Origin of the sequence: Pseudomonas retamae (assembly GCF_043496865.1) — a bacterium.
Classification (GTDB): domain Bacteria; phylum Pseudomonadota; class Gammaproteobacteria; order Pseudomonadales; family Pseudomonadaceae; genus Aquipseudomonas; species Aquipseudomonas retamae.
Genome location: NZ_JBIEIL010000018.1, coordinates 58,237 through 85,172 on the forward strand (window position 1 = coordinate 58,237; position 26,936 = coordinate 85,172).

General features: G+C 60.4%; 28 protein-coding genes. 20 read left to right on the plus strand and 8 right to left on the minus strand.

Annotation, left to right across the window (positions count from 1 at the left end):
- The first annotated feature begins 255 nt into the window (after positions 1-255).
- The 8 genes from ACGSLL_RS26475 (at position 256) to ACGSLL_RS26510 (ending at position 9,410) form a co-directional block, all read left to right on the plus strand.
- Complete coding sequence (locus ACGSLL_RS26475; protein ID WP_394508476.1) at positions 256-1,074, plus strand: SDR family oxidoreductase; 819 nt, start codon at positions 256-258, stop codon at positions 1,072-1,074.
- Positions 1,075-1,210: 136 nt separating this feature from the next.
- On the plus strand, positions 1,211-2,215 hold the full coding sequence (locus ACGSLL_RS26480; protein ID WP_394508477.1) for a substrate-binding domain-containing protein: 1,005 nt from the start codon (positions 1,211-1,213) through the stop codon (positions 2,213-2,215).
- Between the two features lie 53 nt (positions 2,216-2,268).
- The gene (gene araG, locus ACGSLL_RS26485) at positions 2,269-3,816 is read left to right on the plus strand and encodes an L-arabinose ABC transporter ATP-binding protein AraG (RefSeq protein WP_208940215.1); all 1,548 of its coding nucleotides are present in this window, start codon (positions 2,269-2,271) and stop codon (positions 3,814-3,816) included.
- Positions 3,817-3,828: 12 nt separating this feature from the next.
- Positions 3,829-4,797 (plus strand): L-arabinose ABC transporter permease AraH, encoded by a 969-nt coding sequence (gene araH, locus ACGSLL_RS26490; RefSeq protein WP_093106558.1) that lies wholly within the window; start codon positions 3,829-3,831, stop codon positions 4,795-4,797.
- Between the two features lie 314 nt (positions 4,798-5,111).
- Complete coding sequence (locus ACGSLL_RS26495) at positions 5,112-5,825, plus strand: GntR family transcriptional regulator (RefSeq protein ID WP_394508478.1); 714 nt, start codon at positions 5,112-5,114, stop codon at positions 5,823-5,825.
- Positions 5,822-6,820, plus strand: a complete 999-nt coding sequence (locus tag ACGSLL_RS26500) for an ADP-ribosylglycohydrolase family protein (protein ID WP_394508479.1) — start codon at positions 5,822-5,824, stop codon at positions 6,818-6,820. The genes ACGSLL_RS26495 and ACGSLL_RS26500 overlap by 4 nt, the downstream gene beginning before the upstream one ends.
- A 201-nt stretch (positions 6,821-7,021) precedes the next feature.
- On the plus strand, positions 7,022-8,488 hold the full coding sequence (locus tag ACGSLL_RS26505) for a purine-cytosine permease family protein (RefSeq protein WP_394508480.1): 1,467 nt from the start codon (positions 7,022-7,024) through the stop codon (positions 8,486-8,488).
- Complete coding sequence (locus ACGSLL_RS26510; protein WP_394508481.1) at positions 8,481-9,410, plus strand: PfkB family carbohydrate kinase; 930 nt, start codon at positions 8,481-8,483, stop codon at positions 9,408-9,410. Before ACGSLL_RS26505 ends, ACGSLL_RS26510 begins: the two co-directional genes overlap by 8 nt.
- 113 nt (positions 9,411-9,523) lie before the next feature.
- Here ACGSLL_RS26510 and ACGSLL_RS26515 read toward each other — a convergent pair whose 3' ends face one another.
- From ACGSLL_RS26515 to ACGSLL_RS26530, 4 genes are all read right to left on the minus strand, one after another.
- The gene (locus tag ACGSLL_RS26515; RefSeq protein WP_203418973.1) at positions 9,524-9,904 is read right to left on the minus strand and encodes a Rho termination factor N-terminal domain-containing protein; all 381 of its coding nucleotides are present in this window, start codon (positions 9,902-9,904) and stop codon (positions 9,524-9,526) included.
- A 63-nt stretch (positions 9,905-9,967) separates the two neighbouring features.
- Entirely contained in the window at positions 9,968-10,225 is a 258-nt protein-coding gene (locus tag ACGSLL_RS26520; protein WP_203418972.1) for a hypothetical protein, read from the minus strand.
- A gap of 47 nt (positions 10,226-10,272) precedes the next feature.
- Positions 10,273-10,617: a hypothetical protein gene (locus tag ACGSLL_RS26525; protein ID WP_329515371.1), complete on the minus strand. Its 345-nt coding sequence runs from the start codon at positions 10,615-10,617 to the stop codon at positions 10,273-10,275.
- Positions 10,618-10,707: 90 nt separating this feature from the next.
- Positions 10,708-11,379 (minus strand): HD domain-containing protein, encoded by a 672-nt coding sequence (locus ACGSLL_RS26530; protein ID WP_394508482.1) that lies wholly within the window; start codon positions 11,377-11,379, stop codon positions 10,708-10,710.
- A gap of 211 nt (positions 11,380-11,590) precedes the next feature.
- On the opposite strand from ACGSLL_RS26530, the gene ACGSLL_RS26535 reads away from it, so the two are divergent.
- Positions 11,591-12,070, plus strand: coding sequence for a GNAT family N-acetyltransferase (locus ACGSLL_RS26535; protein ID WP_394508483.1), 480 nt, complete (start codon positions 11,591-11,593; stop codon positions 12,068-12,070).
- 3 nt (positions 12,071-12,073) lie between these two features.
- Here the strand turns inward: ACGSLL_RS26535 and ACGSLL_RS26540 are convergent, their stop codons facing one another.
- Positions 12,074-12,703 (minus strand): hypothetical protein, encoded by a 630-nt coding sequence (locus ACGSLL_RS26540; protein WP_394508484.1) that lies wholly within the window; start codon positions 12,701-12,703, stop codon positions 12,074-12,076.
- Between the two features lie 35 nt (positions 12,704-12,738).
- On the opposite strand from ACGSLL_RS26540, the gene ACGSLL_RS26545 reads away from it, so the two are divergent.
- The 5 genes from ACGSLL_RS26545 to ACGSLL_RS26565 all read left to right on the plus strand — a co-directional run bounded on the left by ACGSLL_RS26545 (position 12,739) and on the right by ACGSLL_RS26565 (position 17,938).
- The gene (locus tag ACGSLL_RS26545; RefSeq protein WP_394508485.1) at positions 12,739-13,728 is read left to right on the plus strand and encodes a 2-dehydro-3-deoxygalactonokinase; all 990 of its coding nucleotides are present in this window, start codon (positions 12,739-12,741) and stop codon (positions 13,726-13,728) included.
- Positions 13,729-13,746: 18 nt separating this feature from the next.
- On the plus strand, positions 13,747-14,367 hold the full coding sequence (locus ACGSLL_RS26550; RefSeq protein ID WP_093099455.1) for a 2-dehydro-3-deoxy-6-phosphogalactonate aldolase: 621 nt from the start codon (positions 13,747-13,749) through the stop codon (positions 14,365-14,367).
- Between the two features lie 62 nt (positions 14,368-14,429).
- The gene (dgoD, locus tag ACGSLL_RS26555; protein ID WP_007908327.1) at positions 14,430-15,578 is read left to right on the plus strand and encodes a galactonate dehydratase; all 1,149 of its coding nucleotides are present in this window, start codon (positions 14,430-14,432) and stop codon (positions 15,576-15,578) included.
- A 184-nt stretch (positions 15,579-15,762) separates the two neighbouring features.
- A complete protein-coding gene (locus ACGSLL_RS26560) occupies positions 15,763-17,073 on the plus strand; it encodes an MFS transporter (protein WP_090285145.1) in 1,311 nt (436 codons plus the stop codon).
- A 61-nt stretch (positions 17,074-17,134) separates the two neighbouring features.
- Positions 17,135-17,938, plus strand: coding sequence for an IclR family transcriptional regulator (locus tag ACGSLL_RS26565; protein ID WP_394508494.1), 804 nt, complete (start codon positions 17,135-17,137; stop codon positions 17,936-17,938).
- 11 nt (positions 17,939-17,949) lie between these two features.
- Here ACGSLL_RS26565 and ACGSLL_RS26570 read toward each other — a convergent pair whose 3' ends face one another.
- On the minus strand, positions 17,950-19,002 hold the full coding sequence (locus tag ACGSLL_RS26570; protein WP_394508486.1) for an NAD(P)-dependent alcohol dehydrogenase: 1,053 nt from the start codon (positions 19,000-19,002) through the stop codon (positions 17,950-17,952).
- 191 nt (positions 19,003-19,193) lie between these two features.
- On the opposite strand from ACGSLL_RS26570, the gene ACGSLL_RS26575 reads away from it, so the two are divergent.
- On the plus strand, positions 19,194-20,084 hold the full coding sequence (locus ACGSLL_RS26575; RefSeq protein ID WP_394508487.1) for an AraC family transcriptional regulator: 891 nt from the start codon (positions 19,194-19,196) through the stop codon (positions 20,082-20,084).
- A 183-nt stretch (positions 20,085-20,267) separates the two neighbouring features.
- Here the strand turns inward: ACGSLL_RS26575 and ACGSLL_RS26580 are convergent, their stop codons facing one another.
- Complete coding sequence (locus tag ACGSLL_RS26580; protein ID WP_394508488.1) at positions 20,268-21,932, minus strand: electron transfer flavoprotein-ubiquinone oxidoreductase; 1,665 nt, start codon at positions 21,930-21,932, stop codon at positions 20,268-20,270.
- Between the two features lie 542 nt (positions 21,933-22,474).
- On the opposite strand from ACGSLL_RS26580, the gene ACGSLL_RS26585 reads away from it, so the two are divergent.
- From ACGSLL_RS26585 to ACGSLL_RS26605, 5 genes are all read left to right on the plus strand, one after another.
- Positions 22,475-23,224, plus strand: a complete 750-nt coding sequence (locus ACGSLL_RS26585; RefSeq protein ID WP_039760104.1) for an electron transfer flavoprotein subunit beta/FixA family protein — start codon at positions 22,475-22,477, stop codon at positions 23,222-23,224.
- A gap of 2 nt (positions 23,225-23,226) precedes the next feature.
- A complete protein-coding gene (locus ACGSLL_RS26590; protein WP_394508489.1) occupies positions 23,227-24,156 on the plus strand; it encodes an electron transfer flavoprotein subunit alpha/FixB family protein in 930 nt (309 codons plus the stop codon).
- A gap of 80 nt (positions 24,157-24,236) precedes the next feature.
- The gene (locus ACGSLL_RS26595) at positions 24,237-25,058 is read left to right on the plus strand and encodes a substrate-binding periplasmic protein (RefSeq protein WP_394508490.1); all 822 of its coding nucleotides are present in this window, start codon (positions 24,237-24,239) and stop codon (positions 25,056-25,058) included.
- Between the two features lie 9 nt (positions 25,059-25,067).
- Positions 25,068-25,424 (plus strand): DUF4398 domain-containing protein, encoded by a 357-nt coding sequence (locus ACGSLL_RS26600; protein WP_090285131.1) that lies wholly within the window; start codon positions 25,068-25,070, stop codon positions 25,422-25,424.
- Entirely contained in the window at positions 25,421-26,233 is an 813-nt protein-coding gene (locus ACGSLL_RS26605) for an OmpA family protein (RefSeq protein WP_394508491.1), read from the plus strand. Before ACGSLL_RS26600 ends, ACGSLL_RS26605 begins: the two co-directional genes overlap by 4 nt.
- Positions 26,234-26,693: 460 nt before the next feature.
- Here the strand turns inward: ACGSLL_RS26605 and ACGSLL_RS26610 are convergent.
- On the minus strand, positions 26,694-26,936 hold a 243-nt coding region (locus ACGSLL_RS26610; protein WP_394508492.1), incomplete at its 5' end, for an integrase core domain-containing protein.

Consider the following 26,936-nt stretch of genomic DNA (forward strand, 5'->3'; position numbering starts at 1 on the left):
ATGCAAAATTATATATTGAGATTATTTGGCGGTCGGGTTTATAGTCGGCTCCAGCAGTAACACGCACTCACACTTTAAAAAGAACAAGACAGGTGAAGTGATGCAGCGAATGTCTATCGCACTCCAGCGCGAAGTCCGTCCCTCGCCACGGCTTGTAGTCGTGGCGCGCACTTGCCTGTTCAATTCTGTACGCCTTGCAAACCGGACATCGGTCGATGCCCGGTTTTTTTGCGCCTGCGCACAGGAGGCCTGACCGTGGCTGAAGCGCTTACTCTGCCGCCGGTGCCTGCACCGCCCCAAGGTGAACGTCTGCGAGGCAAAGTCGTGCTGCTGACCGGCGCTGCGCAAGGCATCGGTGAAGCCATCGTCGCTGCCTTCGCCTGCCAACAGGCAAAACTGCTGATCAGCGACATCCAGGGCGAAAAGGTCGAAAACGTCGCTGCACACTGGCGCGCCCAGGGTTACGACGTGCAAGCCATGCAGGCCGACGTTTCGCGTCAGACCGATCTCAACGCCATGGCCAAACGCGGCGTTGAACTGCACGGGCGGATCGATGTGCTGGTCAACTGCGCCGGGGTCAACGTCTTTCGCGATCCGCTGGAAATGACCGAAGAAGACTGGCGCCGCTGCTTCGCCATTGATCTGGACGGCGCCTGGTACGGCTGTAAAGCGGTACTGCCGCAGATGATCGAGCAGGGCGTGGGCAGCATCATCAATATCGCCTCGACCCATTCCAGCCACATCATTCCCGGCTGCTTCCCGTATCCGGTGGCCAAACACGGCTTGCTCGGCCTGACCCGCGCGCTGGGCATCGAATACGCGGCCAAAGGCATTCGGGTCAACGCCATCGCGCCGGGCTATATCGAAACGCAACTGAACGTCGACTACTGGAACGGTTTCGCCGACCCGCACGCCGAGCGCCAGCGCGCCTTCGACCTGCACCCGCCGAAACGCATCGGCCAGCCGCCGGAAGTGGCGATGACGGCGGTGTTTCTCGCCAGCGATGAAGCGCCGTTTATCAACGCCTCGTGCATCACCATCGATGGCGGGCGCTCGGTGATGTACCACGACTGAATAAACGGATTCGCAGCGCTGAACTACGCTTGCAATCCAATCATCATACGATATGACTATTTGCAACACGCTCCACTGAGAACACGCTTCAACGCTTTTCAAACCTTGCTCAAAAAAAATAACAAGGAGTCATCTGATGAAACGTCGATTCGGGATTCGTACCCTGTGCAGCACTGCCCTGGCGGTCACTGCGTTCAGCCTGAGCAGCGCGCTGCTCGCTGCCGACGCGGTGAAAATCGGTTTTCTGGTCAAGCAGGCCGAAGAACCATGGTTCCAGACCGAGTGGGCTTTTGCCGAGAAAGCCGCCAAGGACAAGGGCTTTGAACTGATCAAGATTGCCGTACCCGACGGCGAGAAAACCCTCTCGGCCATCGACAGCCTCGCGGCCAACGGCGCCAAGGGCTTTGTGATCTGCCCGCCGGATGTGTCGCTCGGCCCGGCGATCATGGCCAAAGCCAAAATCAACGACCTCAAGGTAATCGCTGTCGACGACCGTTTTGTCGACGCCAATGGCAAGTTCATGGAAGACGTGCCGTACCTCGGCATGGCTGCGTTCGAAGTCGGCCAGAAGCAGGGCGCCGCCATGGCCGCTGAAGCCAAGAAGCGTAACTGGGACTGGAAAGACACCTACGCGGTGGTCAACACCTACAACGAACTCGACACCGGCAAGAAGCGCACCGACGGTTCGGTCGATGCCCTGAAGAAGGCCGGCATGCCGGAAGATCACATCCTCTTCGCCGCCCTGAAAACCCTCGACGTACCGGGCAGCATGGACGCCACCAACTCGGCGCTGGTCAAGCTGCCGAGCGCGGCGAAAAACCTGATCATCGGCGGCATGAACGACAACACCGTGCTGGGCGGCGTGCGCGCCACTGAAGCGGCCGGTTTCGCCGCCAACAACGTGATCGGCATCGGCATCAACGGCACCGACGCCATCGGCGAACTGAAAAAGCCTAACAGCGGCTTCTTCGGTTCGATGCTGCCGAGCCCGCACATCGAAGGCTACAAAACTGCCGAGATGATGTACGAGTGGATCACCGCCGGCAAAGAGCCGCCGAAGTACACCGCCATGGATGACGTCACCCTGATCACCCGCGAAAACTTCAAGCAAGAGCTGGAAAAAATCGGCCTGTGGAACTGACGCAGCGACGGCCCGGGCAACCGGGCCGTTTATCGGTGTGAAGAGGTGGCTTTATGCACGCGCAAGTACAGACACAAGAACAACACAGCGCCAGCGGCAGCCTGCGTTTCAACGGGATCGGCAAAACCTTTCCCGGTGTGAAGGCGCTGGACGGCATCAGTTTCGTCGCTCATCCCGGCCAGGTTCATGCGCTGATGGGCGAGAACGGCGCCGGCAAATCGACGTTGTTGAAAATCCTCGGTGGCGCCTACATCCCGAGCAGCGGCGAGCTGCAGATCGGCGAACAGACGATGGCGTTCAAATCGACTGCCGACAGCATCGGCAGCGGCGTCGCGGTGATTCACCAGGAACTGCATCTGGTCCCGGAAATGACCGTCGCCGAGAACCTGTTTCTCGGCCATTTGCCGGCCAGTTTCGGTTTGATCAATCGCGGCGAGCTGCGCCAGAAAGCCTTGAATTGCCTCAAAGGCCTGGCCGATGAAATCGACCCGCACACCAAGGTCGGGCGCCTGTCGCTCGGCCAGCGGCAACTGGTGGAAATCGCCAAAGCCTTGTCGCGCGGCGCCCATGTGATTGCCTTCGACGAGCCGACCAGCAGTTTGTCGGCGCGGGAAATCGACCGCTTGATGGCGATCATCGGTCGCCTGCGCGACGAGGGCAAAGTGGTGCTTTACGTGTCTCATCGCATGGAAGAAGTGTTCCGTATCTGCGACGCCGTCACGGTGTTCAAGGACGGTCGCTACGTGCGCACGTTCGATGACATGAGTCAGCTGACCCACGATCAACTGGTGACCTGCATGGTCGGTCGCGACATTCAGGACATCTACGATTATCGCCATCGCCCGCGCGGCGCCGTGGCGTTGAAAGTCGACGGTTTGCTCGGCCCGGGGCTGCGCGAGCCGATCAGTTTCGAAGCGCACAAGGGCGAAATCCTCGGCCTGTTCGGGCTGGTCGGGGCAGGGCGCACCGAGCTGTTTCGCCTGCTCAGTGGGCTGGAGCGCAACACCGCCGGACGCCTCGAACTGCGCGGTCATGAGCTGAAATTGCGCTCGCCGCGTGATGCGATTGCGGCCGGCATTCTGCTGTGCCCGGAAGATCGCAAGAAGGAAGGCATCATCCCCTTGGCCAGCGTCGCCGAGAACATCAACATCAGCGCCCGTGGTGCGCATTCGGGCCTCGGTTGCCTGATTCGCGGCTTGTGGGAGAAGGGCAACGCCGACAAGCAGATCAAGGCGCTGAAGGTGAAAACCCCGCATGCCGGCCAGCAGATCAAATTCCTCTCCGGTGGCAATCAGCAGAAGGCCATTCTTGGTCGCTGGCTGTCGATGCCGATGAAGGTCCTGCTGCTCGACGAACCGACCCGCGGCATCGACATCGGTGCCAAAGCGGAGATTTACCAGATCATCCATAACCTCGCCGCCGACGGTATTTCGGTGATCGTGGTGTCCAGCGACCTGATGGAAGTGATGGGCATTTCCGACCGCATTCTGGTGCTGTGCGAAGGCGCCCTGCGCGGCGAAGTCAACCGCGACCAGGCCAATGAATCCAACCTGCTGCAACTGGCTTTGCCGCGCCACCGCGCTGACGGCGTGGCGAACTGAGAGGTGACTATGATGACAACCCAAAACGAAACCCTGCCGACCGAGCGCAAACCGTTGGACATGCGTCGCTTCCTCGACGACTGGGTCATGCTGCTGGCGGCGATCGGCATCTTCATTGCCTGCACGCTGCTGATCGACAACTTCCTCTCGCCGTTGAACATGCGCGGGCTGGGCCTGGCGATTTCCACCACCGGCATCGCCGCGTGCACCATGCTGTATTGCCTGGCGTCGGGCCACTTCGACCTGTCGGTTGGCTCGGTGATCGCCTGTGCCGGTGTGGTCGCGGCAGTCGTGATGCGCGACACCAACAGTGTGTTTCTCGGCGTCAGCGCGGCGCTGGCGATGGGCCTGATCGTTGGCCTGATCAACGGCATCGTGATCGCGAAATTGCGCGTCAACGCTTTGATCACCACGCTGGCGACCATGCAGATCGTCCGTGGCCTGGCCTACATTTTTGCCAACGGCAAAGCAGTCGGCGTGTCGCAGGAATCGTTCTTCGTCTTCGGCAATGGCCAGTTGTTCGGTGTGCCGGTGCCGATCCTGATCACCATCGTCTGCTTCCTGTTTTTCGGCTGGCTGCTCAATTACACCACCTACGGGCGCAACACCATGGCCATCGGTGGCAACCAGGAAGCGGCGCTGTTGGCGGGTGTCAACGTTGACCGGACCAAGATCATCATCTTCGCCGTGCATGGCTTGATCGGTGCGCTGGCCGGGGTGATTCTGGCGTCGCGGATGACCTCCGGGCAGCCCATGATCGGTCAGGGTTTCGAACTGACGGTGATCTCGGCCTGCGTGCTGGGCGGGGTGTCGCTGAGCGGCGGGATCGGCATGATCCGCCATGTGATTGCCGGGGTGTTGATTCTGGCGATCATCGAGAATGCGATGAACCTGAAGAACATTGATACGTTTTATCAGTATGTGATTCGTGGTTCGATCTTGTTGCTGGCCGTCGTCATCGACCGCCTGAAGCAACGCTAAGGTCAAAAGCCCCTCACCCCAGCCCTCTCCCAAGGGGAGAGGGAGCCGACCGAGGTGTCTCGCGTTCTGCATCGACCTGAAATACCGAGTTGATTACGGATTCGCAATTACTCGCCAACAGGTCGATTTCGGATTCAGCGCAACACTTTCAGGTCACCGCATCTCCCGACCATCCCCCATTCAGTCCCCTCTCCCTCCGGGAGAGGGCTAGGGTGAGGGGCTGTTGATTTTGCTTTTGATTTTGCTCACTCCACCGGTCACCTCCCACAAATATCCCTTGCCCGCCACGCCCCGTTTCGGTTATCAATTTGTACATGATTAGACAGGTACGATTCGACAAGAAACAACGGGTGGTCGACGAGCTCGTCCGGCGCATCGAAAGCGGCCTTATGGAGGACGGCTTTCTGTTGCCCGGCGAGCATCAGTTGGCTCAGGAATTCAAGGTCAGTCGGGGCACGTTGCGCGAAGCGCTGGCCGAACTGAAGCGGCGCAATTACATCGCCACGCAAAGCGGCGTCGGCTCCATCGTCACCTTCGACGGTGTCGCCCTCGATCAGCGCAGCGGCTGGGCGCAGGCGCTGGCCGACAGCGGGGCGCTGATCAACACTGAAGTGCTGCGCCTGGAAGCCGTGACCCGGCCCGATCTGCTGGTGCGTTTCGGCACCGACCAATTCATCACCCTCGACCGTCGTCGGCGCGCCACTGACGGTACGCTGGTGTCCCTCGAACGCTCATTGATGCCGGCTAGTGGCGGCCTGGAAAGCCTGCCGCGTGTCGGCCTGATCGACAATTCCCTGACCATCACTCTGGCCGCGTATGGCTATATCGGTGAACGCGGCGATCAGTGGATCGGCGCCGAGCCGCTGAATGCTGAAGACGCTGAGCTGCTTGGCCGCCCGGTCGGCACAGTCTTCCTCAAAGCCCTGCGCACCACTTACGACCGCCAGAACCGCTTCATGGAACAAGTCGAAAGTCTGCTCGACCCGGTGCATTTTCGTCTGCACCTGCAATTCGGAGAATCGAGATGACCGCGCTCAACCGTGCCCTTGGCGCTTTTTATGGTCTGGCCCTCGGTGATGCGCTGGGCATGCCGACGCAGTCGCTCAGTCGCGAAACGATCAAGACGCGTTTCGGCCAGATCACCGATCTGCAGGACGCCGGGCCGCTGCAACCCATCGCTGCGAATATGCCCAAAGGCTCGATCACCGACGACACCGAACAGGCGATTCTGGTCGGTGAATTGTTGGTCGAAGGCAAGGGCCACATCGAGCCGGCGATCCTCGCGCAGCGTTTGATCGAGTGGGAAGCCGAGATGCAGGCCAAGGGCTCGCAGGATCTGCTCGGCCCCTCGACCAAGCGCGCCATTGAAATGATCCTCGCCGGCCATTCGCCGGAAGAGGCCGGGCGTTACGGCACCACCAACGGCGCGGCGATGCGCATCACCCCGGTCGGGATCGCCGCCGATGTAGCGAATCGCGAACGGTTTATCGCGGCCGTGGTGCAAGCCTGCCAGGTTACCCACAACACCACGCTGGGAATTTCCAGCGCGGCAGCGGTGGCGGCGGTGGTGTCGGCTGGCGTCAATGGTCTGGATCTGGGCGAGGCGTTGAACCTTGGTCAGCAAATCGCGCAGCAGGCAGAAACCCACGGGCACTGGGTCGCCGGCGGCCGAATCGGCTCGCGGATCAGTTGGGCGCGCACCATCAGTGTCGACAGCGACAAGGCGCTGCTGGCGGATTTGTTGTATGACGTGATCGGCACCTCGGTGGCGTCGCAGGAATCGGTGGTGGTTTCGTTCGCTTTGGCGCAGCAAGTCGCCATCGGCGAAATGAACCCGTTCGAGGCGTTGTGCATGGCAGCCAGCCTCGGTGGCGACACGGATACCATCGCGGCGATTCTAGGCGCGATGCTGGGCGCCTGCCTGGGGCTTGAGTGTTGGCCTGCCGAGATGATTGATACGGTGAAGGCCGTTAATCATCTGGAGCTTGAGCCGTTGGTGCAGGGGCTGTTGGCCTTGCGTTGACTGGCTGGCCTCTTCGCGAGCAGGCTCGCTCCCACACTGGCACCGTATTTCCCTGTGGGAGCGAGCCTGCTCGCGAAGGGCGCACCGCCTATTTGAATTCTCACACCGCAATGGATCGCCCAGACAGGCCTCGGAAGGCCGATTGTCTTGTCGTTTTGCATCATTGCCACAACCACAAAAAAGGCAAACAGGAGCACGTTCATGAGTTCATCGACTGCCGGGCAGAGCGCCGGGCAACTGGAAACCCGCGGCATCGAACCGGTGCCGGAAGCCGAGTGCAACGGCCATCCGTTGCAGCTTTTCTGGGTCTGGTTCGCCGCCAATATTTCCATTCTCGGTCTGCCATTGGGCGCCACGCTGGTGGCGTTTCGCGGGTTGGCGATCTGGCAGGCGATCATCGTCGCGATCCTCGGCGCCGCCGGTTCGTTTGCGGTGGTCGGGATCATTTCGATTGCCGGTCGACGGGGCCGCGCGCCCAGTCTGACTCTGTCACGAGCGATCTTCGGCGTCCGCGGCAATATCGGCCCGACACTGGTGTCGCTGATGTCGCGTCTGGGCTGGGAAACGGTCAATACCACCACCGCCGCGTTCGTGTTGCTGTCGCTGTGTTCGATCCTGTTCGGCTCGCCGGTCGAAGCGAAAAGTGCGCCGCTGCTGACGCTGATCTTCATCGCGATTTTCGTCCTGCTGACCCTGGCGGTGTCCGGCCTTGGTCATGCGACCTTGCTGGTCATCCAGAAGTGGGCGACCTATGTGTTCGGTGCGCTGAACATTCTGGTCGGCGGTTTCCTCTGCGCGACCATCGACTGGAGCGCGGTATTCAACGCGACGCCGGCGCCGCTGAGCGCGATGATCATCGGTATCGGCACCATGGCCGCCGGCACCGGGATCGGTTGGGCCAACGCTGGCGCGGACATGTCGCGTTATCAGCACCGCAGCGTCAAAGCCGTGCGGCTGGTCGCTTCCGCTGCGTTCGGCGCGGGTATTCCGTTGGTGCTGCTGATCACCCTCGGCGGCTTGCTCTCGGTGGGCAACAACGATCTGGCGTCGGCGACTGACCCGATCGTGGCGATCCGCGACATGCTGCCGACCTGGATGGCCGTGCCGTATCTGATCACTGCGTTCGGTGGTCTGCTGCTGTCGAACAACCTGTCGGTGTACTCCGCGGGCCTGACCACGCTGACGCTTGGCCTCAAGGTCAAACGCGTCTACGCGGTAGTGGTGGACATCGTCGCGATCTTCGCCGGTTCAATTTATTTCATGCTGATTGCCGACAGCTTCTACGGCCCGTTCATCACCTTCATTTCCCTGCTGGCGGTGCCAATCACCGCGTGGGTCGGGATCTTCGTGGTCGATCTGATCCATCGTCACTACTACAGCCCCAAGGACCTGCTCGACGTCAGCCCGAGCAGCGCCTACTGGTATCGCGGCGGTATCGAATGGCGCGCCTTTGGTGCCTGGGCGATTGCCATCGTGCTGGGTTTCAGTTTCACCACCATCGGCACCACTGCCGAAAACGTCTGGTTCAAGGGTTTCCTGTCCGATTCGTGGCTGGGCCATAACGGCCTCGGCTGGATCGTGACGTTTGTCGTTGCCGGCGGCCTGTACCTTGTATTGGGCGGGGCGAAAGATCGCCGCGCCGCGCAACCCGAGAATGCTCATGCCTAAGATGTTGCACACCGGCCAGGTCATCATCGACCTGGTCATGGCCGTGGAAAAACTTCCGCAGATTGGCGGCGATGTATTGGCGCAGTCGGCGGGTTTCGAAGCGGGTGGCGGGTTCAACGTGATGGCGGCGGCGGTGCGCAATGGCCTGCCCGTGGTTTACCTGGGGCGTCACGGCACCGGACGTTTCGGTGATCTGGCGCGGCAGGCGATGCAGGCGGAAGGCATCTGCATCGGTATTGCTGAACCTGCTGAGCGCGACACCGGTTTGTGCGTGGCGCTGACCGATGCCTCGGCCGAGCGCAGTTTCATTTCCTATATCGGTGCCGAAGGTGAGGTGTCCTCCGAAGACTTGAACGGCGTTGCCGCCGAGGCGGGCGATTTTGTCTACCTCAGCGGTTACAGCCTGCTTCACGAGGGCAAGGCGCAAGCGTTGCTGGACTGGACGCTGGCCTTGCCGAAGGGCATCAACGTGGTGTTCGATCCGGGCCCGCTGGTGGAGTCGCCGGACTCGCCGTTGATGCAGGCGTTGCTGCCGCGCATTGATGTGTGGACCAGCAACAGCGTCGAGGCGCTGCGTTTTACGGCTGCTGAGGACATCGCAGAGGCGCTGGATCGGCTGGTCAGACATTTGCCGGATTTGGTGTTGATGGTCGTGCGCGACGGGCCGCAGGGTTGCTGGATTCAGCAGGCCGGGGAGCGCCGGCATGTGCCAGGGTTTGCCGTGAAAGCGGTGGATAGTAACGGTGCCGGCGATGCGCATGCCGGGGTGTTTATCGCCGGGTTGGCGCAAGGGTTGAATGCCCTGGAAGCGGCGCGGCGGGCGAATGCGGCGGCGGCACTGGCGGTGACGCGCTGGGGGCCAGCGACATCGCCGGGGGCGTTTGAGGTTGATTCTTTCATCCGCGAGTCCTGCGGCGACTGATGCACCGCAATCGCTGGCAAGCCAGCTCCCACAGGGTCTTGGGGGTAAGTGCAATAGTGCAACCACCCGACATATCTGTGGGAGCTGGCTTGCCAGCGATGAGGCCATCAGATTCAGCCGGCCTTGCGCAACGCCTCAATCAATTCCTGCTTGCGCATTGAAGAGCGTCCCGGGATATTTTTCGCCCGGGCTTCCTTCATCAAGCTGTCAACGGTCTGCGTATCCTTCGAGGTTTCGCTGCTACGCGAATGCCCCTTGCGACTGGCCACCGCACGCCGCGACGATTCCTTGCGATCTTCCGACTTGGCACTCGCCGGTTTTTTACGCCCTGAGCCGCCGGACTTCTCGCCGCCACCCGATTGCTTGTTCACGGTTGCCCAGGCGCGGGCTTCGGCTTCATCTTTCGACACGCCCTTTTTCTCGTAGCTGTCTTCGATGTGCTCGGCCTTGCGCTTCTGTTCACTGGTGTATTTGTCTTTGCTTCCACGAGGCATGGGATTTCTCCTCTTGTGTGCAGATACAGCCGCTCGCCGCACCGGCAGCGAGCGACTTCGCAACTACTGCTGATCGAGTTTTTGCGCCGCTTCAACGCCGGCAGCGCTGAGCTTGATCGGCAGGTTCAGCGAGTGTTCGCCGGCTTCGCTGCAGGTCACATGACCATGATGAATCAACCCGCGATCCTGTAGAGCGGCGAGGGCGCTGGCCACAACTTTCTCGCCCCGGTAATTGTCCAGCACTTCCTTGCCCAAGCCATTGGGGTGCGCGTGCAGCAGGCGGGTGAGGACTTCTTTTTCCAGGTCTTTGTCGACGTTCATGGTTACCTCTTCATGGGAGTGAATAGGGCGCTCGCGTCGGCGAACTGCTACTGACCGGCGCCTTCGGAGCCGGAGCCACCTGTGGTGGTTTTCGAACCGACACCGGGGCCGGCATTGTCAGGGGGCGTGGCAGGAGAATCAGGTGTGTTCATGCCGCCCTGACGGCCCGGATCGCTGCCCTGCGTGCGCGGGTCAGTGCCGGTGGCCGGCGGCTGATTGATCAGCGGCACGCCGGAGCCATCGGTGTTCATGCCGGGGGCACTGTTGATGGCGGGGGCGCGAGGCGGGGTCGGATCGGTAGGGCCAGTGCCCGCTGCCGTGGACGAGGCGGCGAATACCGCAGGGCAGAGCAGGGCGCTGAAGACGAAAGCGGTCAACCTTGACGGGATCATAGGGCTTCTCCAGTGATTGGAATCCTTACCCTTGATTGGTCCGCCGTGCGTCGGGATTGGTGCCCGATGATCGACGAACGGTTTGTTTCGTCATGGTGTGCTTACCAACGAGTCGATGCCGATCTCTTGCTTGAACTGCTCCATGAACCCCTTCAAACGCTGATGGCGAACCCGCGCCAGGCGCTGGCCGGTGGCGGTCTGAAAACCCTCGGCGAGGTGCAGCAGTTTGGTCTGGAAGTGGTCGAGGCAAAAGCGTGTGTCGTCGTAGTCACGGTGTTGCGCCTCGGGGTCTTGCGGATCGTAAAGCGCCGCCCCCATGCGCCCGGCCACGTAGAAAGTGCGCGCGACGCCGAGCATGCCCAGCGAGTCGAGGCGGTCGGCGTCCTGGACGATTTTCGCTTCGAGGGTCAGCGCAGTGATGTTGGCGGAGAAGCTGTGGGCTTCGATGGCGTGGGCGACCTGGGTGATTTTCTCGTTGGGCCAGTTCAGCGCTTCCAGGACGGATGAAGCCTTGTCCGCTGCCAGACGCGAAGCCTGAGCGCGCAGCGGCGAGTTTTTCTCGACGGATACGCAATCGTGCAGCAGCACTGCGGCGAGCAAGACATCGAGTTCGCCGCCTTCCGTTTCATGCAGCGTGCGTGCGTTATGCCAGACGCGCTGCAGGTGGGCGAGGTCGTGCGCGCCGTCGTCTGAAGGTTGCAGCGCGTGGGGTAGCAATGCTGATGCAAGTGCCTGCATGGGCGTGAAATATTCAACGGTCATAAACATCCTTTCAGATTGTCGCGAACCTGTGGGAGCGAGCCCGCTCGCGAAGGCATTCTGTCAGTTGGCTCAAGGAGTGACTGAAAGGACGCATTCGCGAGCAGGCTCGCTCCCACAGGATCAGCAGTGTTCAGCAAATCAGGTATTGCCATGTGACGAGCGCCGCTGCGCGCCTTAGTATGGCGCTTTAATTTGCACACAAGGCCCGTCCATGACGATCGAAATCCGCCCGGCGACCCCCAGCGATGCACCGCAGATCCTCGCCTTCATCACCGAACTCGCCGATTTCGAAAAGGCCCGCCACGAAGTCATCGCCAGCGTCGCCGACATCGAACGCAGCCTGTTCGGCGAAGGCGCCACCGCTCACGGCCTGATCTGCCTGCGCGACGGCTTGCCAATCGGTTTCGCGGTGTTCTTCTTCAGCTATTCGACCTGGTTGGGCAGCAACTGCCTGTACCTCGAAGATCTCTACATCACCCCCGAACAACGCGGCGGCGGCGCCGGCAAAACCCTGCTGCGCCATCTCGCCAAAATCGCCTGCGCCAACGACTGCGGTCGCTTCGAATGGAGCGTGCTGGACTGGAATACCCCGGCAATCGAATTCTACAAATCCCTCGGCGCCCAGCCGCAGGAGGAATGGGTGCGGTATCGCATGGATGGCAAGGTGTTGCGGGATTTTGCCGAGGGTTGATTCTCAAGGTGATCGCGGAGTTTTTATGGTGTTCTCATCAATCGCTTCCCAACTGCCTCTCAGCAATCCAGCCAGCGCCTGTCGCACAGAGATTTTGAAGGCCCCGGCTTTTTCTTCGTCGAAAGCCGATTTCCAATAGGTGTAGCCCTCGTTGAACTCCGGAACCTGCACAGTTTTCCCGACGCGTCGGATCAGGCTGCGCTGCAAGGCTTTCGCTTGAAACGGCATATGGGGCATTGCATTGAATTCAGCGCCCGTGGCCGGGTTGATCATCTGAATGTCGTCTACCCGGATATGGACGACCTCACCGTACTTGGGGTACTCCTCGATTTTGAGGATGGTCAGGGTCGATTTTTCTTCGCCAGGCCGGGTTTTGTAAGCCCAAATCCCCCCTCTTCGATCATTGGCAAGGCGACGGCGATTGCGCTGCTGCCAAGTGCGCAACAGATCAATAAAACTTTCACAGCGATCTTCATTTTTTCTTCCCTGAACGTGCAACCCGGATGTTGAGGTGGATACGGCGCGGGATTTTAAAAGCCTTGAAGCAGAAAAGGTTGTCTCAGTTGTAAAACCCATAATATGGGATCGATATTTATATATTGAGATTTCCCCGCGCCCGGGTTTATAGTCCATCGCACTCACTGCCAAAAAACAGAACAGGTGAAGCGATGCAGGCGCAATTGATCGCGCTCGATTGGGGGACGACCTCATTACGTGCTTACAAACTCGCGGCGGACGGTGTGGTGCTGGAGCAGCGTGCGCTGTCATTCGGGATCATGCAGTTGCCCAAGACTCCACGCGTCATCCACGGCCGCGAATGTGCCGATGGTTTTGAACTCGCGTTCGATCAGGCCTGTGGCGACTGGCTCGATGCGCAGCCGGATCTGCCAGTGATCGCTTGCGGCATGGTCGGCAGCGCGCAGGGCTGGCGCGAAGCGGCCTACTGCGAAACGCCGGCGGATGTCGCCAATCTCGGAAACTCCCTACAACCAGTCGTCAGTCTGCGTGGTACCCCAGTGCATATCGTGCCGGGGGTGATTCAGCGTTCGCGTCTGCCGAACGTGATGCGTGGCGAAGAAACCCAGGTGCTGGGTGTCCTCCAGCAACTGCCGGCCGAGGCGGGCGCTGATCTTTTGATCGGCCTGCCGGGCAGTCATTCCAAGTGGGTTGAAGTGGTCGACGGTTGCATCACGCATTTCGACACGTTCATGACGGGCGAGGTATTTGCCGTGCTCAGCGAGCACAGCATCCTCGGCCGCACCCAACAACCCAGCTCCACCTTCGAGGCGCAGGCGTTCGACCGCGGCGTGCAGGTCGCGCTGTCAGCGGATGGTGAACTGGGTGTGCTCTCGACCTTGTTCAGCGCGCGCACGCTGGGCCTGACCGGTGAGCTCAGCCCGACCCTGCAAGCGGATTACCTGTCCGGGCTGATGATCGGTCATGAATTGGCCGCGCTCGCCGCCGTGCAGCGCCAACGTCGCAATAATCCGAATCTTCCTTCGATCGTGCTGATCGGCAACGGCCAGCTCTGCGCTCGTTACAGCCGTGCGCTGGACGCCTGCGGATTCGCTCGGGTGACGCTGGCCGAACAGGCTACCGAGCGTGGCCTGTGGCAACTGGCGCGTGCCGCCGGACTGATCGATTCCTCATCCCGTTAACCTGACTGGAGGCCTGACATGCTCAAGCAAGCACTGGCGCAAAACGGTCTGATCGCAATCCTGCGTGGCCTGCAACCGCAGGACGCCGCGGCTGTGGGAGAAGTCCTGTATGCCGCCGGATTTCGCGTCATCGAAGTACCGCTCAATTCCCCTTCGCCGTACGAAAGTATCGCCACCCTGCGCAAGACCTTGCCCGCCGATTGCCTGATCGGTGCCGGCACGGTGTTGACCGCGCAGCAAGTGCAACAGGTGAAGGATGCCGGCGGCCAGGTAATCGTCATGCCGCACAGCGACGCCAAGGTCCTGCGCGCGGCGAAAGCGGCTGGGCTGTACCTGTCACCGGGCGTGGCCACGCCGACCGAAGCCTTCGCGGCGCTGGAGGAGGGCGCGGACATTCTCAAGCTGTTCCCGGCCGAGCAGATGAGCCCGGCAGTCGTCAAAGCCTGGCTCGCGGTATTGCCGGCGGGCACGGTGCTGGCGCCGGTCGGCGGCATCACCCCGGACAACATGCAGGCGTTTCTCGATGCCGGCGTGAAAGGCTTCGGCCTCGGTTCCGGGCTGTTCAAACCGGGCATGACGCCAGAGCAAGTGGCAGTCAATGCCAAGGCCTACGTGGCCGCATGGAAAGCGCTTCGTTAAGACTTTTCCGGCGCTGCGTGCGCTGCATCTAATAAAAGCTGCATTTACAAAAGAGAGCAGAGATGAAAATCACCAAACTCACGACCTTCATCGTCCCGCCGCGCTGGTGCTTCCTCAAGGTCGAAACCGATGAGGGCGTGACCGGTTGGGGCGAACCCGTGGTCGAAGGCCGGGCGCACACCGTGGCCGCTGCCGTTGAAGAATTGTCCGACTACCTGATCGGCAAAGACCCACGCAACATCGAAGACATCTGGACCGTGCTGTATCGCGGCGGCTTCTACCGCGGCGGTGCGATCCACATGAGCGCACTGGCCGGTATCGATCAGGCGCTGTGGGACATCAAGGGCAAGGCGCTAGGCGTGTCGGTCAGTGATCTGCTTGGTGGCCAGGTGCGCGACAAGATTCGTGTGTATTCGTGGATTGGCGGCGATCGTCCGGCCGACACGGCGCGTGCGGCGAAAGAGGCGGTGAGCCGTGGTTTCACCGCGGTGAAAATGAACGGTACAGAAGAACTGCAGTTTCTCGACACCTTCGAAAAAGTCGATCTGGCCTTGGCCAACGTCGCCGCCGTGCGTGATGCGGTCGGGCCGAACGTCGGCATTGGCGTCGACTTCCATGGCCGCGTGCACAAGCCGATGGCCAAAGTCCTGATGAAGGAACTCGACCCGTACAAACTGATGTTCATCGAAGAGCCGGTGCTCAGCGAAAACTACGAGGCGTTGAAAGAACTGGCGCCGCTGACCAGCACGCCGATCGCCCTCGGCGAGCGGCTGTTTTCGCGCTGGGACTTTAAACGCGTGTTGAGCGAAGGCTACGTCGACATCATCCAGCCGGATGCTTCTCATGCTGGCGGCATCACCGAAACCCGCAAGATCGCCAACATGGCCGAAGCCTACGACGTGGCGCTGGCGCTGCATTGCCCGCTGGGGCCGATTGCACTGGCGGCGTGTTTGCAACTCGACGCGGCTTGTTACAACGCGTTTATCCAGGAGCAGAGCCTGGGCATCCATTACAACGAGAGCAACGATTTGCTCGACTATGTGAAGGACCCTCGCGTGTTCGACTACGACAAAGGCTTCGTGAAGATACCGAACGGCCCGGGGCTGGGCATCGAGATCAACGAGGAGTACGTGATCGAGCGCGCGGCGGTCGGGCACCGCTGGCGCAATCCGATCTGGCGCCATGCCGATGGCAGCTTTGCCGAGTGGTGATTTGTCTCTGACACACCGCCGTCACCCTGTGGGAGCGAGCCTGCTCGCGAATGCAATGTCACATTCGCTATCTATGTGACTGACCCGACGCCTTCGCGAGCAGGCTCGCTCCCACAGTTTCTGATCTTCAGGGAGAGGAGATCGGCGTCATGACCTCAAATAAACATAAGAAGAGGCATCTCTCATGCAATCGCATACCCTCACCGGGCAGGCGTCTTTAGTCACGCCCAGCCGCAAGCGATTTTTCATCATGGTGTTGCTGTTCATCACCGTGGTCATCAACTACCTCGACCGCAGCAACCTGTCGATTGCCGCGCCGGCGCTGACCAGCGAACTGGGCATCGATCCGGTGCATGTCGGGCTGATCTTTTCCGCGTTCGGCTGGACCTACGCCGCCATGCAGATCCCCGGCGGCTGGCTGGTCGATCGCGTACCGCCGCGCATTCTCTACAGCGTCGCACTGCTGCTGTGGTCGGTGGCCACGGTGATGCTCGGTTTCGTCAGCAGTTTCATCGCCCTGTTCGTTTTGCGCATGGCAGTTGGCGCGCTGGAAGCGCCGGCGTATCCGATCAACAGTCGCGTGGTCACCACCTGGTTTCCCGAGCGCGAGCGCGCCACGGCGATCGGTTTCTACACGTCCGGGCAGTTTGTCGGTCTGGCCTTTCTGACGCCGGTGCTGGCGTGGCTGCAACACGCGTTCGGCTGGCACATGGTGTTCGTCGCGACCGGCGCGGTCGGCATTCTCTGGGCGCTGATCTGGTACGCGGTGTATCGCGAGCCACGAGACTTCAAAGGCACCAACGAGGCAGAAATCGAACTGATCCGTGAGGGCGGCGGGCTGGTCGATATCCAGGCGGAAACGGCTAAGGTCAAAGCCAAATTCAGCTGGACCGATCTGGGCATTGTCCTGAGCAAACGCAAACTGTGGGGCATTTACCTCGGCCAGTTCTGCCTGAACTCGACGCTGTGGTTCTTCCTGACCTGGTTCCCGACTTATCTGGTGAAATATCGCGGCATGGACTTCATCAAGTCCGGCCTGCTGGCGTCGCTGCCGTTTCTGGCCGCGTTCGTTGGGGTGCTGTGCTCGGGGTTCTTTTCTGACTGGTTGATCCGTCGCGGTTACACCGTCGGCTTCGCGCGCAAGCTGCCGATCATCAGCGGATTGCTGATCTCCACGGCGATCATCGGCGCGAACTTCGTTGAATCGACACCGTTGGTAATCGCCTTCCTGGCGCTGGCGTTTTTCGGCAATGGACTGGCGTCGATCACCTGGTCGCTGGTCTCGACGCTGGCCCCGGCACGCCTGCTCGGGCTGACGGGGGGAGTGTTCAACTTCATCGGCAACCTGTCGGCGATTGCCACGCCGATCGTGATCGGCTTCCTCGCCAGCGGTGATTCGTTCGCTCCGGCGATCACCTACATCGCCGTGCTCGCGCTGGTCGGTGCGTTGTCCTACGTGCTGCTGGTGGGCAAGGTCGAACGTATCGAGTTGTAGTGGTCTGCGTCGGGCGACCATAATGCCGCCCGTTCCCTCGCTCAACGGTAAAAGGCTGGATATGCAGGAAGACGCCCCGGAAAAAACCAAGGACGCCGCGCCCACCGGCACCCAGACGCTGTTGCGCGGCCTCGGTGTGGTGCAAGCGGTGGCCAGTGGCGCCCGCGATCTCAAGGAGATCGCTCGGCTGATCGGCACCACACGCAGCACCACCCATCGTCTGGCCAGTTGCCTGGTCGACGAGCGCTACCTGCGCGTTGTGCCGCAAATCGGTTATCTGCTCGGGCCGAAGCTGATCGAACTGGGTTTTCAGGCTCGCGAAGAATTGCCGCTGGTGACCCTGGCCGCGCCGTATCTGGACGAGTTGTCGTCGTTGACCGGTGACACCGTGCACTTGGGGATTCGTGAAGGCGATGAAGTGCTTTACCTGCTGAAGAATCCCGGGCGCAACGGCCCGGAGATGCGTTCGCGGGTCGGCCATCGCATGCCACTGGCGCGTACCGGCATCGGCAAGGCGTTGATGCTCGATGATTCGCCGAAAGATTGGCAACGTCTGTACGACATCAGCTTGCCGGCGGGTGGGAAAAGTCAGTTCTGGCCGCAGCATCCCCAGCAATCGTGGGAACAGCTTGAGCAGCGCATGAGCGAATACGTGGCCGGTGGCTACGCCTTCGACCTGGAAGACAACGAACCGTCGATCCGCTGCGTGGCGGCGCCGATTCGCGATGCGAGCAAGGGTATTGTTGCGGCGATCAGCATCGCCAGCACCGTGCCCTATATGCCGCTGGAAAAAATGGCCGAGCTGATTCCCCTGATCAAAGGGGTCACAGCCCGGCTGTCGGCGGAGCTCGGCTTGAAGGTATAAGCCTTGAAGGTTTAAGCCTTGAGCGTTGCCATGTCGATGACGAAACGGTACTTCACGTCGCCGGCAATCATCCGCGCGTAAGCCTCGTTGATCTGGCGGATGTCGAGCATTTCGATGTCGCAGGTGATGTTGTGTTCGGCGCAGAAATCCAGCACTTCCTGGGTTTCCGCAACGCCACCAATCAACGAGCCGGCCAACACGCGACGCCCCAGCACCAGTTTGGCCGCATGCACCGGCGGATTGATCGGTTCGATCAGGCCGACCAGAATGTGCACGCCATCAAAGCGCAGGGTGTCGAGGTACGGGTTGAGATCGTGCTGCACCGGAATGGTGTCGAGGAGGAAATCGAAGTAACCAGCCGCAGCCTTCATTTGCTCGGCGTCGGTGGACACGATCACATGATCTGCGCCCTGACGACGACCTTCTTCGGCCTTGCTCGCCGAACGGGTGAACAGCGTCACTTCAGCGCCCATGGCCTTGGCGAACTTGATGCCCATGTGGCCGAGGCCGCCCATTCCGAGAATCCCGACCTTGTCGCCGGCCTTGACGCCGTAGTGCTTGAGTGGCGAGTAGGTGGTGATGCCGGCGCAGAGAATCGGCGCGGCGCTGGCCAGTGCCAGGCGTTCGGGAATGCGCACGACGAAGTGCTCGCTGACCACGATGCTGTCGGAATAACCGCCCATGGTGTTGCTGCCATCGACCCGGTCCGGGGTGGCGTAAGTCATGGTCGGGCCTTCGAGGCAATATTGCTCGAGATTCGACTGGCAGGCTTCGCAGGTACGGCACGAGTCGACCATGCAGCCGACGCCGACCAGATCGCCGACTTTGTGCCGGGTGACATTCGCACCGATCGCGGTGACTTTTCCGACGATCTCGTGGCCGGGCATCAACGGGTAAACAGCGATGCCCCATTCGTTGCGTGCCTGGTGAATGTCGGAGTGGCAGACGCCGCAATACAGAATCTCGATGGCAACGTCGTCAGCACGCGGGCTGCGGCGTTCGAATTTCATCGGGGCGAGGGGAGTGGTGGCTGATTGGGCGGCATAACCGATCGCGGTGTACATGGTAAACCTCGCTAAAGCAGGAACAAGTGAGGCAGCGGATTCTGGGCGCCGATTGATCCTGCGGCCATGGCGAATTCTCCGGGTCTCATGCCTAATTCTCCGGCATGCGGGTTCGCGCAGTCGCATTGGCAAACGGATCTGCGATGATGCTTTCATCCCTTATTGCGTGTTTTTTTGTGAAGAACGATTCGATGCAACTGACCCGTCATCTTGATGCCAACGCGCGGCTGGTTTCGCTGATCGAACCGCTGGCGCTGCGCGATGGCTACAGCCAGACCGGCCTGCCCGGCGTGCAGATTTTGCGCTCCAGTTGCGACGTCGCCCGTGGCCCGCACATTTATGAACCGAGCCTGATGATCATCGCTCAGGGCAGCAAACTGGCGTTTCTCGGGCCGCGGACCATGGAATATGGCGCTGGGCATTACCTGATCCAGGCGCTGCCGGTGCCGTTCGAATGCGAGACGTTTGCCTTGCCGGATGCGCCTCTGCTTGGCGTCTCGGTGGCGATCGATCGGGTATTGCTGGGTGAACTGGTGCTGGCGATGGGCCTGGCGCCGGGGCGGCATATTCCGGCGCAGACGCCGGAGTCGATGACCTCGGTGGTGCTCGACGATGGCATGCGCGGTTGCGTCGAGCGCTTGCTCAGTTGTTTGCACGATCCGCTGGAGTGCCAGATTCTCGGCCCGGCGCGGGTACGTGAGTTGCTGTTCGTCGCCTTGCGCGGGTCGCAGGCCGATGTGCTGCGGGCATTGGTCGAACAGCAGGGGCAGTTTGCGCGAGTGGCGGCGTCGATCAGTCATCTGCATGCGCATTACACCGAGCCGCTGAACGTCGAGACCCTGGCCGGGTGCGCCAACATGAGCGTGTCGACCTTTCATGAGCACTTCAAACGCAGCACGCTGCTGTCGCCGGTGCAATATCTGAAGCGTTTACGCTTGTTGAAGGCGCAGACGCTGCTGGTGGCCGAAGGGCTCGGCGTGGCGCAGGTGGCGCATCGGGTCGGGTATCAGAGCACGTCGCAGTTCAGTCGCGAGTACAAGCGCTATTTCGAGCGTAGTCCTGGGGATGAGCGGGCTGCCTGATCCGACGATATCCCCTGTGGGAGCGAGCCTGCTCGCGAAGGCGGTGTATCAGTCAACATCATCTTTATATGACACACCGCTTTCGCGAGCAGGCTCGCTCCCACAGGTGTTTTGTGGTGTCAGAGGAATTTTGGGCAACAAAAAGGCCCCCGTGCAGGGAGCCTTGTTGTTCAGCGATACGACTTACATGTTCGGATAAGTCGGGCCGCCGGCGCCTTCCGGCGCAACCCAGGTGATGTTCTGCGCAGGGTCCTTGATGTCACAGGTCTTGCAGTGCACACAGTTCTGGGCGTTGATCTGGAAGCGCTTTTCGCCGTCCTCTTTGGTCACCACTTCGTATACGCCGGCCGGGCAGTAGCGCTGAGCCGGTTCGTCGTAAAGCGGCAGGTTCTTGCTGATCGGGATGCTCGGGTCGGTCAGCTTCAGGTGGCACGGCTGCTCTTCTTCGTGGTTGGTACCGGAGATGAACACCGAGCTGAGTTTGTCGAAGCTGAGCTTGCCGTCGGGTTTCGGGTAGTCGATCTTTTTGCAGTCGGCCGCGAGCTTGAGGCAGGCGTAATCCGGCGTGGTGTCGCGCAGGGTGAACGGCAGTTTGCCGCCGAAGATGTTCTGGTCCAGCCAGTTGAAACCGCCGCCGATGATCGCGCCGTACTTGTGAATCGCCGCGCCGAAGTTACGGCTGGCGAACAGTTCTTCGTAGAGCCAGCTGTTCTTGAAGGCGTCGACGTAAGTGGTCAGCTCTTCAGTGCCGTCTTTTTCTGCGAACAAGGCTTCAGCCACCGCTTCGGCGGCGAGCATGCCGGACTTCATCGCCGTGTGGCTGCCTTTGATCTTGGCGAAGTTCAGGGTGCCGAGGTCGCAACCGATCAGCGCGCCGCCCTTGAAGACCATTTTCGGCAGCGAATTCAAGCCGCCCTTGGCGATGGCGCGAGCGCCGTAGCTGATGCGTTTGCCACCTTCCAGGTACTGCGCCAGCACCGGGTGATGCTTGAGGCGCTGGAACTCGTCGAATGGAGACAGGAAGGTGTTGCTGTAGGAAAGGTCGACGATCAGACCGACCACCACCTGATTGTTTTCCAGGTGATAGAGGAACGAGCCGCCGGTGTTCTCGGTGCCCATGATGTCCAGCGGCCAGCCGGCGGTGTGCACCACCAGGCCTGGCTGGTGTTTGGCCGGGTCGATTTCCCAGATTTCCTTCAGGCCGATGCCGTAGTGCTGAACGTCAGCCTCGCTGTCGAGATTGTAGCGCTTGATCAGTTGCTTGCCGATGTGGCCACGGCAGCCTTCGGCGAACAGCGTGTATTTGCCACGCAGTTCCATGCCCGGGGTGTACAGACCTTCTTTTGGTTGGCCTTCACGGTCGACGCCCAGATCACCGGTGATGATCCCGCGGACCACGCCGTTTTCGTCGATCAGCGCTTCCTGGGCAGCGAAGCCCGGGTAGATTTCCACGCCGAGGTTTTCCGCCTGCTGGGCCAACCAGCGGCACAGGTTGCCGAGGGAAATAATGTAGTTGCCTTCGTTGTGCATGGTCTTGGGCACAAAGAAGTCGGGAATTTTCTGAGCGCTTTCGGCGTTTTTCAGCACGAAAATGTCATCGCGGGCCACCGGTGTGTTCAGCGGGGCGCCGAGTTCTTTCCAGTCCGGGAACAGCTCGTTCAGTGCGCGGGGTTCAAACACCGCACCGGACAGGATGTGCGCGCCGACTTCGGAGCCTTTTTCGACCACGCAGACACTGATTTCCTTACCGGCATCAGCGGCCTTCTGCTTCAGACGGCAGGCGGCGGACAGACCCGCGGGGCCGGCACCGACGATGACCACGTCGAATTCCATGTATTCGCGTTCCACAGGCTATCTCCTACTCAAGGCTCAACAGTTTTTTTTCTGATTTGGAGGTTTGATGTCGCATCCCGCCAGCCTTTACGTTAACGTCAAGGGGAATAACGGGAAACCCACCTTTCTCTCTAGGCGGCGCATTATATCTACACCACTCTCAGCGTCCAATACAAACGTTTGTTTGAATTGCCTCCAGCCCAGAGAAATCAAAGAAGCGCGGCTTATGAGTGGTCATTTTGCTGTATTGACCGGAATAGGCGTTCCGGTCAAGATACGGGCGGTTTTGCGCTGGTCGTAAGCAGACTCGCGCCTTCAGGAGCACGTCTAAAGACAGGGCACAGGCAGTCGAAGGTGAGGCGCGGCGCAGTTTTTGCGCGATGCTCGCTCGGCGTGAAAATCCACGACTGGTCAGTCACCGCTGACGAACGGTCAACGACATTCACATCACCTTGCACCCATGTCGGCGTTTTTAGAGGTGCCCTTTAGCCTGATGAACATCAACCGCCAGGTTCGCCTAGGCGACTTTCTTTTCACCGGAGAGTAACGAGGAATCCATGAAGGTTCTTGTAGCTGTCAAACGCGTTGTGGATTACAACGTCAAGGTTCGCGTCAAGGCGGACAATTCCGGCGTCGATCTCGCCAACGTCAAGATGTCGATGAACCCGTTCTGCGAAATCGCAGTGGAAGAAGCCGTACGCCTGAAAGAGAAGGGTGTTGCGACTGAAATTGTCGTCGTCTCCATCGGCCCGACCACCGCTCAGGAACAGCTGCGTACCGCACTGGCTCTGGGTGCCGACCGTGCCATCCTCGTCGAATCCGCTGAAGATCTGACTTCCCTGGCCGTGGCCAAGCTGCTCAAGGCCGTGGTCGACAAGGAACAGCCGCAACTGGTGATCCTTGGCAAGCAGGCGATCGACAGCGACAACAACCAGACCGGCCAGATGCTCGCTGCATTGAGCGGCTACGGTCAGGGCACGTTCGCCTCGAAAGTCGAAGTCTCCGGCGACAGCGTTGCCGTGACCCGCGAAATCGACGGCGGCGCGCAGACCGTTTCGCTCAAACTGCCGGCCATTGTCACCACCGACCTGCGTTTGAACGAGCCGCGCTATGCGTCCCTGCCAAACATCATGAAAGCCAAGAAGAAGCCTCTCGAGACGCTGACTCCGGACGCTTTGGGCGTTTCCACCGCCTCCACCAACAAGACCCTGAAAGTCGAAGCGCCGGCTGCACGCAGCGCGGGCATCAAGGTCAAGTCGGTGGCTGAACTGGTTGAAAAACTCAAGAACGAAGCGAAGGTAATCTAATCATGACTATCTTGGTAATCGCCGAACACGACAACAAAGTGCTGGCTCCGGCCACGCTGAACACCGTGGCTGCCGCTGCCAAAATCGGCGGCGACATCCACGTTCTGGTGGCAGGTCAGGGCGCAGGCCCGGTGGCCGAAGCCGCTGCGAAAATCGCCGGTGTGAGCAAAGTCCTGAATGCTGACAATGCCGCTTACGCGCATCAGCTGCCGGAAAATGTTGCTCCGCTGGTTGCCGAATTGGGCAAGGGTTACAGCCACATCCTGGCTGCCGCTACCTCCAACGGCAAAAACATCTTGCCGCGCGTTGCTGCTGCGCTGGATGTTGACCAGATCTCCGAAATCATCTCGGTCGAAAGCGCTGACACCTTCAAGCGCCCGATCTACGCCGGTAACGCCATCGCTACCGTGCAATCGACCGCTGCGATCAAAGTGATCACCGTGCGTGCCACCGGTTTCGACCCGGTTGCCGCAGAAGGCGGTTCGGCGGCCGTTGAAGCCGTTGGCGCTGCGCACGATGCAGGCACTTCGAGCTTCGTTGGCGAAGAACTGGCCAAGTCCGACCGTCCAGAGCTGACCGCTGCCAAGATCGTCGTTTCCGGCGGCCGCGGCATGCAGAACGGCGACAACTTCAAACACCTGTACGCTCTGGCTGACAAGCTCGGCGCTGCCGTTGGTGCTTCACGCGCCGCGGTCGACGCAGGTTTCGTACCGAACGACATGCAGGTCGGTCAGACCGGCAAGATCGTTGCACCACAGCTGTACATCGCTGTCGGTATCTCCGGCGCGATCCAGCACCTGGCGGGTATGAAAGACTCCAAAGTGATCGTTGCGATCAACAAGGACGAAGAGGCGCCGATCTTCCAGGTGGCCGACTACGGCCTCGTGGCTGACCTGTTCGAAGCGGTACCTGAGCTGGAGAAGCTGGTCTAATCCAGCTGCTTCACTTATAAAGAGCCCGACCGTTTGGTCGGGCTTTTTTTTGTCTCGGATTTGAGTGGGAGCGTGTTGCCATGGATCTGCGTTGCGGATGGTTGTTGGGTCTGGCTCTGTTGCCGGTGGTGGCATCGGCGGCGGGCAAGTGCGAGCGCCTCGTCGTCACCGGCAGCCCGGATGCGCCACCGTACCTGTGGCAGGACCCGCAAAACCCGAAACGGCTGATCGGTGCCAGTGCCGACCTGTTGCAGCAAGTCGGCAAAGACCTCGGCATCAAAATCGATCTGCTGTATGCAGGCAAACGCGCGCAAGCCCTTGATGAGGTGCGCAGCGGGCGCATGGACCTGCTGGCCGACGCGCCGCTGACCCTCAACGAGCTGGAAACCCTCGATTACATTCATCCACCGCTGCTGGAAAACGACTATCTGGTCTGGACCCGCAAAGGCTCGACCCTGGTTTACAGCGAAGCCAAAGACCTGCACGGACATGTCGGCGCGCTGTCGGAAAAGTCGCGGATGACCCAGGCATTCGGCACTTTCGCCGAGCAGAATCTGACCCTGACCAAGACAGCCAACCTCACCCAGGCCCTGCAGAAATTGCTCCTCGGTGAGGTGGAATATGTACTCGCAGGTCGCTATTCGGGCATGGCGGCCGCGCAGGCGCTGGGCATGACCAATGATCTGCTGGCGTTCGAGCAACCCATTGATCGCCCCGGTCTGTTCCTTGCGGTTTCCCATAACTCGGCATGCAACGATCCGTGGTTGCGCGGACAGCTCGCCAAAAAGATGACAGAATTGCCCGCGTCCGGACTGACGGAGGCTGCACTGCAACGCAATATCGAGCGCTGGAAGGCGCAGCAGCAACAGCCGCCACAACCCGTCAGTACCCCCAAACAGTAGGGATTCTTAGTGAGTATTCGACCTCTTTTCGCGGCCGTGGCCGTTCTGGCTCTGGCCGGTTGCGCGACTGATCCGGCACCCATCGAACAAATGCGTCTGACCGAGCAGGCCATCACTCAGGCCAAGGCCGTTGGCGCCACGGCCGACGAAGTGCCGGAAATGAAACTGGCAGAAACCAAGTACACCCGCGCCAGAGGCAACATGGCTGACCAGTCTTACCGCAACGCGCGGATGCGCGCCGAGCAGGCAGAACTGGATGCACGTCTGGCCGAGGCCAAGGTGCTGACCCAAAAAAGTGAAGAGCAATTGAATGTACTGAACACCCGCATCACCCGACTGCGCAAGCAACTGGGGAATGCCCAATGAATCTGTCAGTGAAAATCCTCGGCGGCATGATCCTCGTCGGCTGCGCCAGCCTTTCTGGCTGCGCCGGGCAGCACAGCGAAGAGGCTTTGCAGCAGGCTGGCGGCGACTTCCAGAAGGTCAAGGAAGACTCGAACGTGTTGCGTATCGCGCCCAAAGACGTGATTCGGGCCGGTGAGTCTTTGGCTCGTGCCGATCGTTTGTCGACCTATTGGGGCAGCGGTTCGGACGTGGTGCATTACGCTTATCTGAGCCAGCGTTACAGCGAAATTGCTCGTGAGCATACCAATCAGGTGCTCAATGAAGAGCGTGCGGCCAAGCTCGAACTTGAGCGGCAGCGTTTGCAACTGGCTTTACGCGAGTCGAAGCTGCTGAGTGTGCAGCAGCAGGGCAAGTGGCTTGAGGAACAGATCGTTGCGTTGGCGACTACGCAGACTGATCGGGGTTTGGTGATGACGCTGGGCGATGTGCTGTTCGATACCGGGGAAGCGGAGCTGAAGAATTCGGCCAATCGGGTGGTGTTGAAGATTGTCCAGTTCTTGCAGTTGAATCCCAAGCGTGTGGTGCGGATCGAGGGGTATACCGACAGTACCGGGGGCAAGCAGGAGAATCTCAAGTTGTCTCGTGACCGGGCGCAGTCGGTGGCGGATGTGCTGATTGACCTGGGTATTGATGACAAGCGGATTCAGGTTGAGGGGTATGGGGATGAGTATCCTGTAGACGCTAACGCTTCCGAGCGTGGGCGGGCGCAGAATCGGCGGGTGGAGATTGTTTTTTCTGATGAAAAGGGGCAGCTCGGGGCGGCTCGTTAGGTTGGACTTGGCGGCCTCTGGGCCGACCAGGTTCTTGGGTATTGGGGTGAATATCCGTTTTTTTGGGTGTTGCGGCTGGCGGTTTCGCCCTTACGGCGAGTCCCTTTTTCAGACGCCAAAAAGGAACCAAAAGGCTTTGCTCCTGCGTTCGGCCCTCGCAGGCTCGGGTTCCTTCGCTCCGGGACTGATCCGGGCGCAGCGGCTACGGTTTGCTTCGCTGCACCTACGTCCGCTGTGTCTGGCTGCGCCAGACGGTCGCTGCGCTCCCACGCCCGGATCAATCCCTGCGCTCAGCCTTCCGATGTCGCTGGTTAGGCAAGATCAAAATCAAAAGCACTCGAGCTAACGCTCATTGTTGAGTGGTTAGAAGCGCCGCATGGCTTAAGATTTTCGGCGTATTCGCCCCTCACCCCAGCCCTCTCCCCGAGGAGAGGGAGCCGATCTGCGTTGGCTGCAGTGGTCAACTAATTCCGGACACCTCGATAGGTGGTTTTGACGCCATCGCCCGCTCATAAACGGTCGGTGGCAGATACCCCAGTTTTGAGTGCAGCCGTTCGTTGTTGTAAAACCCAACAATGTACTCGGTGATGTCCCGGATCGCTTCAGCATGGTTGGCGTAGTCACGTCGCCATACCCGTTCCATTTTCAAACTCAGGAAGAAGCGCTCCATCACTGCGTTATCCCAGCAATTACCTTTCCGGCT

Excerpts from the sequence above, each read along its gene's own strand:
- ACGSLL_RS26590 (WP_394508489.1), top strand. The coding sequence starts at position 23,227 with ATGACTATCTTGGTAATCGCCGAACACGACAACAAAGTGCTGGCTCCG.
- ACGSLL_RS26495 (WP_394508478.1), top strand. The coding sequence starts at position 5,112 with ATGATTAGACAGGTACGATTCGACAAGAAACAACGGGTGGTCGACGAG.
- ACGSLL_RS26570 (WP_394508486.1), bottom strand. The coding sequence starts at position 19,002 with ATGTACACCGCGATCGGTTATGCCGCCCAATCAGCCACCACTCCCCTC.
- ACGSLL_RS26535 (WP_394508483.1), top strand. The coding sequence starts at position 11,591 with ATGACGATCGAAATCCGCCCGGCGACCCCCAGCGATGCACCGCAGATC.
- ACGSLL_RS26585 (WP_039760104.1), top strand. The coding sequence starts at position 22,475 with ATGAAGGTTCTTGTAGCTGTCAAACGCGTTGTGGATTACAACGTCAAG.
- ACGSLL_RS26480 (WP_394508477.1), top strand. The coding sequence starts at position 1,211 with ATGAAACGTCGATTCGGGATTCGTACCCTGTGCAGCACTGCCCTGGCG.
- ACGSLL_RS26515 (WP_203418973.1), bottom strand. The coding sequence starts at position 9,904 with ATGCCTCGTGGAAGCAAAGACAAATACACCAGTGAACAGAAGCGCAAG.
- ACGSLL_RS26530 (WP_394508482.1), bottom strand. The coding sequence starts at position 11,379 with ATGACCGTTGAATATTTCACGCCCATGCAGGCACTTGCATCAGCATTG.
- ACGSLL_RS26500 (WP_394508479.1), top strand. The coding sequence starts at position 5,822 with ATGACCGCGCTCAACCGTGCCCTTGGCGCTTTTTATGGTCTGGCCCTC.
- ACGSLL_RS26505 (WP_394508480.1), top strand. The coding sequence starts at position 7,022 with ATGAGTTCATCGACTGCCGGGCAGAGCGCCGGGCAACTGGAAACCCGC.
- ACGSLL_RS26550 (WP_093099455.1), top strand. The coding sequence starts at position 13,747 with ATGCTCAAGCAAGCACTGGCGCAAAACGGTCTGATCGCAATCCTGCGT.
- ACGSLL_RS26565 (WP_394508494.1), top strand. The coding sequence starts at position 17,135 with ATGCAGGAAGACGCCCCGGAAAAAACCAAGGACGCCGCGCCCACCGGC.
- ACGSLL_RS26540 (WP_394508484.1), bottom strand. The coding sequence starts at position 12,703 with ATGGACTATAAACCCGGGCGCGGGGAAATCTCAATATATAAATATCGA.
- ACGSLL_RS26525 (WP_329515371.1), bottom strand. The coding sequence starts at position 10,617 with ATGATCCCGTCAAGGTTGACCGCTTTCGTCTTCAGCGCCCTGCTCTGC.
- araH (WP_093106558.1), top strand. The coding sequence starts at position 3,829 with ATGACAACCCAAAACGAAACCCTGCCGACCGAGCGCAAACCGTTGGAC.
- ACGSLL_RS26560 (WP_090285145.1), top strand. The coding sequence starts at position 15,763 with ATGCAATCGCATACCCTCACCGGGCAGGCGTCTTTAGTCACGCCCAGC.
- dgoD (WP_007908327.1), top strand. The coding sequence starts at position 14,430 with ATGAAAATCACCAAACTCACGACCTTCATCGTCCCGCCGCGCTGGTGC.
- ACGSLL_RS26575 (WP_394508487.1), top strand. The coding sequence starts at position 19,194 with ATGCAACTGACCCGTCATCTTGATGCCAACGCGCGGCTGGTTTCGCTG.
- ACGSLL_RS26595 (WP_394508490.1), top strand. The coding sequence starts at position 24,237 with ATGGATCTGCGTTGCGGATGGTTGTTGGGTCTGGCTCTGTTGCCGGTG.
- ACGSLL_RS26520 (WP_203418972.1), bottom strand. The coding sequence starts at position 10,225 with ATGAACGTCGACAAAGACCTGGAAAAAGAAGTCCTCACCCGCCTGCTG.
- ACGSLL_RS26545 (WP_394508485.1), top strand. The coding sequence starts at position 12,739 with ATGCAGGCGCAATTGATCGCGCTCGATTGGGGGACGACCTCATTACGT.
- araG (WP_208940215.1), top strand. The coding sequence starts at position 2,269 with ATGCACGCGCAAGTACAGACACAAGAACAACACAGCGCCAGCGGCAGC.
- ACGSLL_RS26605 (WP_394508491.1), top strand. The coding sequence starts at position 25,421 with ATGAATCTGTCAGTGAAAATCCTCGGCGGCATGATCCTCGTCGGCTGC.
- ACGSLL_RS26510 (WP_394508481.1), top strand. The coding sequence starts at position 8,481 with ATGCCTAAGATGTTGCACACCGGCCAGGTCATCATCGACCTGGTCATG.